Source organism: Microcystis sp. LE19-84.1B (genome assembly GCF_027531875.1).
Taxonomy (GTDB): Bacteria; Cyanobacteriota; Cyanobacteriia; order Cyanobacteriales; family Microcystaceae; genus Microcystis; species Microcystis panniformis.
Genome location: NZ_JAPZSR010000299.1, coordinates 1 through 10,976, shown reverse-complemented (window position 1 = coordinate 10,976; position 10,976 = coordinate 1). Strand labels below are relative to the sequence as shown.

At 42.5% G+C, this 10,976-nt stretch carries 12 protein-coding genes and 1 pseudogene; 12 read left to right on the top strand and 1 reads right to left on the bottom strand.

Going from position 1 to position 10,976, the window contains the following annotated elements; genetic code table 11:
- The first annotated feature begins 374 nt into the window (after window positions 1-374).
- The 8 genes from gvpC to O9324_RS17010 all read left to right on the top strand — a co-directional run bounded on the left by gvpC (window position 375) and on the right by O9324_RS17010 (window position 5,247).
- Entirely contained in the window at window positions 375-914 is a 540-nt protein-coding gene (gene gvpC, locus O9324_RS17045; RefSeq protein WP_288140812.1) for a gas vesicle protein GvpC, read from the top strand.
- A 696-nt stretch (window positions 915-1,610) separates the two neighbouring features.
- On the top strand, window positions 1,611-2,651 hold the full coding sequence (gene gvpN / locus O9324_RS17040) for a gas vesicle protein GvpN (protein WP_288140811.1): 1,041 nt from the start codon (window positions 1,611-1,613) through the stop codon (window positions 2,649-2,651).
- Window positions 2,652-2,680: 29 nt separating this feature from the next.
- Entirely contained in the window at window positions 2,681-3,091 is a 411-nt protein-coding gene (locus O9324_RS17035) for a gas vesicle protein (RefSeq protein ID WP_288140810.1), read from the top strand.
- On the top strand, window positions 3,048-3,356 hold the full coding sequence (locus O9324_RS17030) for a hypothetical protein (RefSeq protein WP_002786500.1): 309 nt from the start codon (window positions 3,048-3,050) through the stop codon (window positions 3,354-3,356). Before O9324_RS17035 ends, O9324_RS17030 begins: the two co-directional genes overlap by 44 nt.
- A 63-nt stretch (window positions 3,357-3,419) precedes the next feature.
- Window positions 3,420-3,554, top strand: coding sequence for a hypothetical protein (locus O9324_RS17025; protein ID WP_288140809.1), 135 nt, complete (start codon window positions 3,420-3,422; stop codon window positions 3,552-3,554).
- Window positions 3,555-3,748: 194 nt separating this feature from the next.
- On the top strand, window positions 3,749-4,222 hold the full coding sequence (locus tag O9324_RS17020) for a gas vesicle protein K (protein ID WP_002786502.1): 474 nt from the start codon (window positions 3,749-3,751) through the stop codon (window positions 4,220-4,222).
- A 15-nt stretch (window positions 4,223-4,237) separates the two neighbouring features.
- Window positions 4,238-4,972 carry a gas vesicle protein GvpF gene (gene gvpF / locus O9324_RS17015; RefSeq protein ID WP_288140808.1) on the top strand — a complete coding sequence of 245 codons (735 nt, stop codon included), beginning with the start codon at window positions 4,238-4,240 and terminating at the stop codon, window positions 4,970-4,972.
- Between the two features lie 14 nt (window positions 4,973-4,986).
- Complete coding sequence (locus tag O9324_RS17010) at window positions 4,987-5,247, top strand: gas vesicle protein GvpG (RefSeq protein WP_002772666.1); 261 nt, start codon at window positions 4,987-4,989, stop codon at window positions 5,245-5,247.
- Between the two features lie 127 nt (window positions 5,248-5,374).
- Here the strand turns inward: O9324_RS17010 and O9324_RS17005 are convergent, their stop codons facing one another.
- Complete coding sequence (locus O9324_RS17005) at window positions 5,375-5,713, bottom strand: hypothetical protein (protein WP_002786505.1); 339 nt, start codon at window positions 5,711-5,713, stop codon at window positions 5,375-5,377.
- Window positions 5,714-5,805: 92 nt separating this feature from the next.
- Between O9324_RS17005 and O9324_RS17000 the strand changes: the two genes are divergently transcribed.
- The 4 genes and pseudogenes from O9324_RS17000 to O9324_RS16985 all read left to right on the top strand — a co-directional run.
- Window positions 5,806-6,489, top strand: coding sequence for a GvpL/GvpF family gas vesicle protein (locus O9324_RS17000; protein WP_002786506.1), 684 nt, complete (start codon window positions 5,806-5,808; stop codon window positions 6,487-6,489).
- A 12-nt stretch (window positions 6,490-6,501) separates the two neighbouring features.
- Entirely contained in the window at window positions 6,502-8,403 is a 1,902-nt protein-coding gene (locus O9324_RS16995; protein ID WP_288140807.1) for an ArsA family ATPase, read from the top strand.
- A gap of 83 nt (window positions 8,404-8,486) precedes the next feature.
- A complete protein-coding gene (locus tag O9324_RS16990; RefSeq protein WP_288140806.1) occupies window positions 8,487-10,331 on the top strand; it encodes an AAA family ATPase in 1,845 nt (614 codons plus the stop codon).
- Between the two features lie 571 nt (window positions 10,332-10,902).
- Window positions 10,903-10,976 (top strand): annotated as a pseudogene (locus tag O9324_RS16985) (transposase); the annotation flags it as partial.

Below are 10,976 nucleotides of genomic sequence, written 5' to 3'. Positions count from 1 at the left end.
ATCGAATTATTAGCGATTGAAGCTCGTGTAGTCATCGCTTCGGTTGAAACCTACCTCAAATATGCTGAAGCAGTTGGTCTGACCCAATCTGCGGCGGTTCCTGCTTAAGGATTGCTCCCAGATTCTCCCATCTGCTCAGTTAAAACCTTACCAGGTTTTCTAGATTCTCGGCTTTTCTTTAATCCCTATTGAGTTTAGTTACCCCTCTCTTGGGGCGCAATAGTTATAATTGATAGGGTAGTTCGCTATCTCGACTTTGGGATGATCAGAAAAGTCGGAATCTACTGTCTCTCCCCCCAGTCCCCGTGAAGGTTCTTTTAACGGGTGATTGGGTCTAATCCACTCCATAGTATTTAGTAATTGAGGACAACCCCATGCCTGCTCTCATCGAAAAGTTCCGCCAGGAGCGTTTATCGATTGCTGGAGAAGTAGCTAAACTCTCGCAAGAAGTCCAAGCTTTTTTGTCGGATGTCAAAACTGAAAGACAAAAACAAGCGCAAGAACAGGCAACTGCTTTGCGCGAATCTTTCCAAAAAGTTCAACAAGAAAGCCTTGCGTTTTTAACAGCTACCCAAAAACAGCGTTTAGCTCAGGCGGAAAAGCAAAAACAGGATCTACGTCAATTTCAAGAACAACGTTTAGCTGAAGCGAAACGGCTAGAGAACGACTTACGTCAACAGCGTCTAGATCGAGCCAAACAGCTGAGAGATGATTTAAGTCAATTCCAAGAACAACGTTTAGCGGCAGCGAAGCAGCTAGAGGACGAATTACGTCAACTTCATCTAGAGCGAGCCAAACAGGTGAAAGATGATTTAAGTCAATTCCAAGAACGACGTTTAGCGGAAGCGAAACAGCTAAAAGACGATTTGCGTCAATTTCGTCAAGAGTTGTCTATCTACGTTTTTGGCAAATAAATCTCTAGGTTAATTCCAACCCACTTAAGCCTAGGGCTAGAGTAAAAACCCTCTAGTCCCTTTTCCTGACTAAACTAGAGGACTATCTGAAAGTACAACAATAAGCCTTTGGTTTTAAACCTACCATGCTGATCCTGCTTTTCTAGGTTTCTAGACTTAACGTAGGGGTGGTGAGTTCCTGTAGGGGCGACTCTAGGGTTCTGGTAGATTAAGAAGTGTTATAAAACTTCACTTACTTTATAGTTAATGTTGTCATTAGTAGTCTTTTGTTGACAAAGGAGGTAAGGGAAAAGGACTGCATCTGGGCTTGTCATTGTTCAAGTCTGGAAAAGTGGTCTAGACAAGAATTTTAGCTCCTTAGCCCCTTGACTAATGAATATCCTAAAAATACCTTCAGAATCAAAGTTCTAGAGCTAATTGATGACAGTTCCTACTCTTTTGGGATATTATAGAGGTGGGCTTTAAAAGCCAAAGACGATTAACCCTGCCGTCAAATTCGGGCAACACAAGCGTCCTTGCCTACTCGGTTATGAAGGGAAACCTGAACGGGCAATTGTTAGCTCAAGAATACCCGTCCGCTTTTGGTGAAGCGTCAACCCCATTGACGCGACCATCCTAAAAAGGTGGCGTGGTGAGGAATCACCGTCCGTTTACGGCGGTGAGGATGTCAACAATGGTATTTACTAGATTTCAACTATGACATTTACTGAAACTCAAACAAGAAGAGCCGTCCTCTGCCTTCGCCCTGGTCAATTTGTTGTTACGCCTTCGGTTGATCAAATTGCCACTCGCGCCTTACGTTATCTAAACGCTGGTTTTTCCGTTCATCTATGTGGTCCAGCAGGAACGGGAAAAACCACCTTGGCAATGCACCTAGCCAATTGTTTAGCCAGACCTGTGATGCTGATCTTTGGCGATGATGACTTTACCAGTTCCGATTTAATTGGTAGCCAGTCTGGTTATACCCACAAGAAACTGACGGATAACTATATCCACAGCGTTCTCAAAGTTGAAGACGAGCTAAAACACAATTGGGTAGATTCTCGGTTAACAATGGCCTGTCGAGAGGGGTTTACCCTAGTTTATGATGAGTTCAATCGTTCTCGGCCTGAGGTCAACAACGTTTTACTCTCTGCCTTGGAAGAAAAAATTCTCACCCTGCCGCCCACTAGCCATCAACCCGATTACCTACAAGTCAATTCTCAGTTTCGGGCAATTTTCACCTCCAACCCAGAAGAATACTGTGGGGTTCATGCCACCCAAGATGCTTTAATGGATCGGTTGGTAACTATTAATATGCCTGAACCGGACCAACTGACTCAGACTGAAATTCTTGCCCAAAAAACGGGGATTGGTCGAGAAGATGCTTTATTTATTGTCAACCTCGTCAAAACCTTCCGGGTGAAAACTGGGACTGAAAAAACGTCGGGTTTGCGCTCTTGTTTAATGATTGCTAAAGTCTGCGCCTCTCACGATATTGCGGCCAACTCCTCTGACTCGGACTTCCGTGATATCTGCGCCGATGTTCTTTTGTCCCGCACCAATTTATCTGTTGATAAGTCAAGAGCGATTTTATGGGAAATCCTCGAGGACAATCCGTTAGAATCCTTATCCTTTGTAGAGGAGACGGAGCCTTCCGATGCCCAAGCGTCAACTTCTGAGCCTTCGACAGGAAATCAATCGTTAAAAGCCATTCAATCTTTACTGCGAGGCAACTTGCCCCAGCGAAAAGACTAATTTTATACTCTTATTGAGTGAAACCAACCGTGACTTCTTCCACTTTTGCTGGCTCGCTCAAAAACCAGTCAAACAACTCCCTAAAAACAGCAACTCAAGGTTCGAGTTTAGCGGATATACTCGAACGAGTTTTAGATAAAGGAATTGTGATTGCCGGCGATATTTCCGTTTCTATTGCCTCCACTGAACTTATCAATATCCGCATTCGTTTGTTAATTGCCTCTGTTGATAAAGCCAGGGAAATGGGAATCAACTGGTGGGAAGGAGACCCCTACCTCCATAGCCAATCCCAAGCTTTACTAGCAGAAAATCGGGAACTTTCACTCCGACTCCAAACCCTAGAAACTGAGCTTGAAACCTTAAAATCCTTAACCCAATTGAGTGCAATAGAGAGCCATGATACCAGTCCGAACGATGAAGCACATCCCTCGAATGCGTGAAATTCCTCACTTGAATCCTCAAAGGTTAGGAAGTTTACACGAGACGATTGCCCCCCTTGATAAAGCCAGAGAAACGGCGATTAGCGGCTTGCAAGGTTATCCCTACCTCCCTAGCCAAGGACAAGCTTTATTCGCAGAAAACCTGGAACTTTCACGGCGACTTCAAGCCTTAAAATCCTTAGCCAAATTGAGTGCAATCGAGAGCCGTGATAGCAGTCCCAACGATCAGTCACATTCTTTATATACATTGAAATTCCTCAATTGAATCCTCAAACGGTAAAGAAGTTTACACCAGTTAACGATTGCCTCTGTTGATAGAGCAAGGGAGATGGTAATTAATGGGTGGGAAGACGACTCCCATCTCTATAGCCAATCCCCAGCTTTATTAGCAGAAAACCTGGAACTTTCATGCCGACTTCAAACCCTAGAAGCTGAACTTCAAGCCTTAAAATACCCCAATTAGGGGCGATGGAGAGCCATGATACCAGTCCAAAGGATCAAGCACATTCCTCCTGTCGGAGAAGTTCCTCACTTGAATCTTACCAAGGCAGCGAAAAATTGACATTGTACATCATTTTTTCCCTCAGATAAAATTTCTTGGCCAAGCTCCCCACTAGAGACTCACCGTCAAAAACTGCTCATTTACCAATTCCAACCATGACCCTTGCTTGCACACCTTACGATTCTGATAATCAAGCCTTGCTGACCCGTCCAGAAAGTAATAGCCAAGCTGGTTTAGCCCCTTTACTGTTAACTGTCGTGGAACTGGTACGCCAATTGCTCGAAGCCCAAATCATTCGCCGAATGGAAAAAGGGGTTCTCAGTGAGTCTGATTTAGATAGAGCTGCAGAAAGTATCCAAAAATTGCAAGAACAAGTTCTCCATTTGTGTGAAATTTTTGAGGTTGAGCCAGAAGAGTTAAATGTCCACCTAGGAGAGTTTGGCACTCTTTTACCGGAAGCGGGGAGTTATTATCCTGGAAAGGAGGGTATTAAGCCCTCTGTGTTAGAATTAGTGGATAGACTCCTCAATACAGGAGTTGTTGTGGAAGGAAATGTTGATCTGGGTTTAGCTCAACTAGATTTAATTCATCTAAAGCTTCGTTTGGTTTTAACTTCTCAGCCGGTTTAATTTGGGAGAATACTGATGACAGTGGGTCTTTATTTGTATGGAATATTTCCCGAACCAATTCCTGACGGACTCGTTTTGCAAGGGATTGATAATGAGCCAGTTCACAGTGAGATGATTGATGGTTTTAGTTTTCTCTACTCCGCTGCTCATAAAGAGAAGTATTTGGCATCCCGTCGCTATTTAATTTGCCATGAAAAAGTATTAGAAACTGTCATGGAAGCAGGGTTTACAACGTTGTTGCCCCTGCGGTTTGGCTTAGTTATCAAAACTTGGGAATCTGTCACCGAACAACTAATTACTCCCTATAAAACCCAACTGAAAGAATTATTTGCTAAACTGTCAGGACAACGAGAGGTTAGCATTAAGATTTTTTGGGATAATAAGTGGGAATTACAAGCGGCTTTGGAGTCTAATCCGAAGTTAAAGCAAGAACGGGATGCGATGATGGGGAAAAACTTAAATATGGAAGAAATTATCCATATAGGTCAACTCATTGAAGCCACTGTATTGCAACGGAAACAAGACATTATTCAAGTCTTTAGAGACCAATTAAATTATCGAGCCCAAGAGGTGATTGAAAGCGATCCGATGACGGATGACATGATTTACAATGCAGCTTATTTAATTCCCTGGGAGCAAGAGCCAGAATTTAGCCAAAACGTTGAAGCGATCGATCAGCAGTTTGGTGATCGCCTAAGAATTCGCTATAACAATTTAACTGCCCCCTATACCTTTGCCCAACTTATCTAAGGAGAGTATTAGTTATGTTTCTCGATCTTTTACTTCTTCCTGTTACCGGTCCTATTGGGGGTCTAATCTGGATTGGGGAGAAGATTCAAGAGCGTGCAGATATAGAATATGATGAGGCGGAGAATTTGCACAAATTGCTATTATCCTTACAACTATCTTACGATATGGGCAACATTTCTGAGGAGGAGTTTGAAATTCAGGAAGAAGAACTTTTATTAAAAATTCAAGCCTTAGAAGAAGAGGAGGCAGAAAACCAATCTGAATCTTCTCTCTAAACTGTCAATCTTTCCCACCCTATAGTCCATGGACAAAATCACAAATTGTAGCGGCACTTAGTAAGGGCGGCTTTGACAAGCTCAAGAACTCGTTGAAGCTTGGTCAGAACTAGCCCTTGATTAAGCCTTAATATTCTAGGTAAAAAGCTTGGAAATTACTAGAATTATTAGAGGAGTGAGCAACAGTTTTGGGGGAATCAGGTTTTTTAGCTAAACTTAAACTAGGAGGGTTGGCTGTACGCAAATTTTGAATACTTTGTTCTGTAGTCTCAATTTGCTCTGTCACAAACGTGAGACGATTTTTTAATTGCTGAATCTGCCGCTCCATCATTTCTAATTTTTCTTGGATACGTTGTTTTTCAGTAATTAACTTATAAAGCTCAAGTTGCTGATCTGCTTCAGATTGTTTCCGAGGCATAGTGCTAATTTTAGATCTAATTGGTCTGGGTGAACGAGTGGTTGTCATAACAATCCCTGAATAACTTAGAATATTCTAGCATATCAACGCCCCAATATAAAAACTTGTAAAAAATCGTCAATTTTCTTTTGGTAAACCCTATGAAATTGTACAATCTATATACTTACGCTTTTTTGAAAACCCCCAGAGAAAGCCTAAAATTACCCGTTGGAATGGCTAACCCATTGTTACTGATAACTGGTGGAGATATCTCGGCCGTAGTCGAACCCGAAGTTTGTTTAGACACTTTACAAAATGATGATGAGCGCTTGATTCAATCGGTTTTATGTCATGATCGAGTCATCTGTGAATTATTTCAACAAACCACTATTTTACCCCTACGTTTTGGCACATCTTTTTTAGAGTCAGAAAATTTACTGACTCATCTTTGTTCTCATGGCCAAGAATATCAAGAAAAAATTGAAGAACTTGAGGGAAAAGGAGAATATCTTTTAAAATGTATTCCCCGTAAGCCAGAGGAGCCTGTACTCTCTTCTGAAAGCAAGGGCAGACAATATTTTTTAGCCAAAAAACAGCTTTATGAAGCCCAACAAGATTTTTATACTTTGCAAGGTTCAGAATGGCAAAATCTCGTGAATTTAATCACCCAAAACTATCCATCAACGAAGATTATTACTGCTCCAGGGACAGAATCACGAATTTATCTTTTAGTTGATTTTCAAGAACAACCTTTACTAATCGAGCAAGTTTTGCATTGGCAGAAAGCCTGCCCCCGTTGGGAATTACAATTAGGACAAGTTTCTCCCCCCTATCACTTTACTTAACTTGATTTCTCTATGACTAACTTTAACTTGGTAAATAACTCTCTAAGTCGTTATGACACTCGACATTTAGTTATGTTTAGTGGCAAAGGAGGAGTGGGAAAAACTACCCTTTCCTGTGGATTTGCTCGCCGTTGGGCTAAATTATTTCCCGAGGAACAAATCCTATTAATCTCAACCGATCCTGCTCACTCTTTAGGGGATGTATTGCAAACAGAAGTTAGCGATGAAGCATCACCAGTAAAAGACTTACCCAACTTAAAAGTTAGGGCATTAGATGCGGAAAAATTGCTCTTAGAATTTAAAGCAAAATACGGAAATTTTTTAGAACTTTTAGTAGAACGGGGCAGTTTTGTTGAAGGAGAAGATTTAACTCCTGTTTGGGATTTAGACTGGCCAGGTTTAGATGAAATTATGGGTCTATTAGAAATTCAACGATTACTTATTGACAATGTTGTAGATCGAATTGTTGTTGATATGGCTCCCTCTGGTCATACCTTGAATTTATTGGGAATTAAAGACTTTTTAGAGATTATTCTCAATTCTTTAGAGTTGTTTCAAGAAAAACATCGTGTTATTTCGCAAACTTTTTCAAAAACCTACAATGCCGATGATGTCGATGACTTTTTAGTCAAAACACAAGCAGAATTAACCGAAGGCAAACGAATCCTACAAGATCGGGATTTTACCCTTTGTTTAATTGTGGCAATTGCCGAACCGATGAGTTTATTAGAAACCGAACGATTACTCAATAGTTTGCATCACTTAAATATTCCCTGCGGCAGCTTATTTATTAATCGAATTCTAACGGATCCTAATCAAAATTTAGATCGCTATAGTGAGCAACAGCAACTCCTGGATAAATTCCTAAAAATTCCGGGTCAAGAGACAATTTTCACCCTGCCCCAACAATCAAAAGAACCCCTAGGAGGTGAAGCATTAGATCAGATCATGAGTCAAATTAAAATCATCGAAAAAGTAGAATTTACTCCCCCACCTCCTATTCAATGGCCGCAAAAAATTCTGCCGAGTTTTAGTGATTTTATTGACGACAAACGCCAACTCATTATCATTGGTGGCAAGGGGGGGGTGGGAAAAACAACCGTTGCCGCGGCCATTGGTTGGGCGTTAGCTAATCGTCATCCCGATCAAAAAATTAGAATTATTTCTATTGATCCAGCGCATTCTTTGGGAGATGCCTTTGGGACAAAGTTAGGACATCAATCCACACAATTAACTGATAATTTAAGTGGTCAAGAAGTTGATGCTGATATCATTTTAGAAAAATTTCGGGATGATTATTTATGGGAACTGGCAGAAATGATTAGTGGTGAAGGTAACGAAGAAGGAAACATCAAACTAGCTTATACTCCAGAAGCTTGGCGACAAATTGTAGCTCAATCTCTGCCAGGAATTGATGAAATGTTATCCCTAGTAACAGTGATGGATTTATTAGACCAGAAACAACAAGATTTGATTATTTTAGATACGGCTCCTACCGGTCATCTCCTGCGATTTTTGGAAATGCCAACGGCTTTAGGAGATTGGTTAAGTTGGATTTTTAAGCTTTGGATGAAGTATCAAAATGTCTTAGGGCGTGTAGATTTAATGGGACGATTGCGAACCTTAAGACAACAAGTGATGTCTGCCCAGAAAAAACTAAAAGACCCCCAACATACAGAATTTATTGGAATTTTACAAGCCCAAGATGCGATCGTTGCCGAACAACTGCGGTTGACAGCATCTTTGAAAAAAATGGGAATCTATCAACGTTATGTCGTGCAGAATCGTTATCATGCTAATGAGGAAATTGATCGGGATTTATTCCCAGATCAAACTTTGCTCCGCTTACCCAGTTTACCCCGGTCAGTAGAACCTCTAGCCCGGGTAAAAGGCGCAGCAGATCTGTTATTTTAAAGGTAATTAGTCTGATCAAGTCGGACTTCTTAACCCCATCTATTACCCAGTACCCATCTTTCACTTGACTCAGGAGAAATTTTATGGCAGAATTATTCAAAGGATTTGAGCAATTAGTCGAACTGGCTAAAATCTTGGAAGAGAAACTGGAAAAAGGGGAAATTAAAACCGAAATGCAATTTAATTCTCGTCCCTTGAGTAATATTCCCCGTTCTGGCGGTATTCCCCGTTCAGGGGGGGTTTCTCGTTCGAGCAATTCTGGCGGGGATGATTTTGAGGTCAATCGCCATCGCTCATCCTCCACTGATTCAGAGGTTAAAGACACTGTGACACCGCCCGAAGGACCGACCACGGCTTCCCTGAAAGATGTTGGTGGCTTGACGGAAGTGATTAAAGAACTCAAAGAACTAATTGCCATTCCTCTGAAACGCCCTGACTTGTTGGCCAAGTTAGGACTTGAACCCACTCGCGGCGTTCTCTTAGTCGGACCGCCCGGAACTGGTAAAACCCTGACCGCCCGTGCTTTGGCCGAAGAACTCGGTGTTAACTATATTGCCTTAGTCGGACCAGAGGTGATCAGCAAATATTATGGGGAAGCCGAGCAAAAACTGCGGGGAATTTTTGAGAAAGCCGGTAAGAATGCGCCTTGTATCGTTTTTATTGACGAAATTGATAGCATGGCACCCGATCGCAGTAAAGTTGAAGGGGAAGTCGAAAAAAGACTGGTAGCCCAATTGCTGGGTTTAATGGATGGTTTTGCCCAAAGCCAAGGGGTGATTGTTCTAGCGGCGACAAACCGTCCCGACCATCTTGACCCTGCCCTCCGTCGCCCTGGACGGTTTGACCGAGAAGTCCTCTTTCGGGTGCCTGACCGCAAGGGCCGTTTAGAGATACTCCAGATTCTCACCCGTTCCATGCCCCTAGATGAATCAGTTTCCTTAGATCTGATTGCCGATAATGCGGTGGGATTTGTCGGGTCAGATTTAAAAGCCGTTTGCCAGAAAGCGGCCTATAGTGCTTTGCGACGCCAGGTTCCTACGATTGACTCGCAAATTCCAGAAACAATGACGGTGGTGCAAGCCGACTTTTTGCAAGCCCTTAAAGAAGTTAAACCGGCGGTATTGCGGTCTGTGGAAGTGGAATCTCCCCATGTGGACTGGGACAATATTGGCGGACTTGAACAGATTAAACAAACCCTACAGGAGTCCGTGGAAGGGGCATTACTCCATCCGCAATTATATACGCAAACCAAAGCCCAAGCTCCCAAAGGGATTTTACTTTGGGGTCCCCCCGGAACGGGAAAAACCTTATTGGCCAAAGCGGTTGCATCTCAGGCGCGAGCTAATTTTATCAGTATTAATGGACCTGAGCTTTTGAGTAAATGGGTAGGGGCGAGCGAACAAGCGGTGCGTGAGTTGTTTGCCAAAGCTCGTCAGGCAGCCCCTTGTGTGGTTTTTATTGATGAAATTGATACTTTAGCACCGGCAAGAGGTCGTTATAGTGGGGATTCGGGAGTGAGTGACCGGGTTGTGGGACAAATCCTCACGGAGTTAGATGGGTTGCAAACGGCGGCAACGATTTTAGTGATTGGAGCCACTAATCGCCCAGATGCGTTAGATCCGGCCTTATTGCGAGCGGGACGTTTGGATTTACAGTTAAAAGTTGATTTACCGAATGCCTCTAGTCGTTTAGCAATTCTCGGGGTTCATAATGATGAACGTCCTTTAGAGGATGTGGATTTAGGCTATTGGGCCGAGGCAACCGAAGGCTGGAATGGCGCAGATTTAGCGTTATTATGTAACCAAGCGGCACTGATGGCAATTCGTCGTTATCGCCATCAGGGAATGACTGACCCGGCTGAGATTCGCATTACAACGGCTGATTTTAATCATGCTTACCAACTGTTGGTTGAACAGCGTGCCAATTGATTTTTTTTCCCCCTTGCTTTAGTAGGGGGGGAGAATCTCAATTCAGGAAAACCATCCTAAAAAGGAAAATTTGCCAAAATGTCTGCAATAATCGGTCTAATTAACTGACGTTTCCCTCCTTTTCTATTGACAGTGTTTTTAGATAGGGTCTGCTGAAAAAGTTTTTCGTGGGGACAGGGTGTGGGGTGTGGGGTTTTACCGATTTTGAGGGGGTCAATTACCTAATTTTCAGGGAAAAAGTCCCGGAATTTTCCCCCCGACCACTCCCATATCTGGTACTTTTTGATTGACAAAAAGTCTAAAAGTCTTACCCAACAAGGTTTTTAGATTTATTCAGCCAACCCTAGATAAAATAATTCGCCACCCATATTGGTATAAGTTTAGTTTATCTTGAATGTCGGGGTGAAGACCCTCGCGCTTAGCGCGACGGGATGAAACCCCGACCAGTATAAAACAGCGAAGCACGACATTTCGAGGGGCTTCAATGTAAGAGCTTCGATGTTCACTAAAATCTTGACAATCCGATGCTCTACAGGTTAACTTAAAATAAGTTGTTTGAGGTCGATAAACAATGATTGTCTTAGAAATGAAAGCCGTGGTCAAACCAAGTCAGTGTTCTGCCATTGATGAAGCTATTCGTACAGT

Excerpts from the sequence above, each read along its gene's own strand:
- O9324_RS17000 (WP_002786506.1), top strand. The coding sequence starts at position 5,806 with ATGAAATTGTACAATCTATATACTTACGCTTTTTTGAAAACCCCCAGA.
- gvpF (WP_288140808.1), top strand. The coding sequence starts at position 4,238 with ATGACAGTGGGTCTTTATTTGTATGGAATATTTCCCGAACCAATTCCT.
- O9324_RS17005 (WP_002786505.1), bottom strand. The coding sequence starts at position 5,713 with ATGACAACCACTCGTTCACCCAGACCAATTAGATCTAAAATTAGCACT.
- O9324_RS16990 (WP_288140806.1), top strand. The coding sequence starts at position 8,487 with ATGGCAGAATTATTCAAAGGATTTGAGCAATTAGTCGAACTGGCTAAA.
- gvpC (WP_288140812.1), top strand. The coding sequence starts at position 375 with ATGCCTGCTCTCATCGAAAAGTTCCGCCAGGAGCGTTTATCGATTGCT.
- O9324_RS17030 (WP_002786500.1), top strand. The coding sequence starts at position 3,048 with ATGATACCAGTCCGAACGATGAAGCACATCCCTCGAATGCGTGAAATT.
- O9324_RS17025 (WP_288140809.1), top strand. The coding sequence starts at position 3,420 with ATGGTAATTAATGGGTGGGAAGACGACTCCCATCTCTATAGCCAATCC.
- O9324_RS17020 (WP_002786502.1), top strand. The coding sequence starts at position 3,749 with ATGACCCTTGCTTGCACACCTTACGATTCTGATAATCAAGCCTTGCTG.
- O9324_RS16995 (WP_288140807.1), top strand. The coding sequence starts at position 6,502 with ATGACTAACTTTAACTTGGTAAATAACTCTCTAAGTCGTTATGACACT.
- gvpN (WP_288140811.1), top strand. The coding sequence starts at position 1,611 with ATGACATTTACTGAAACTCAAACAAGAAGAGCCGTCCTCTGCCTTCGC.
- O9324_RS17010 (WP_002772666.1), top strand. The coding sequence starts at position 4,987 with ATGTTTCTCGATCTTTTACTTCTTCCTGTTACCGGTCCTATTGGGGGT.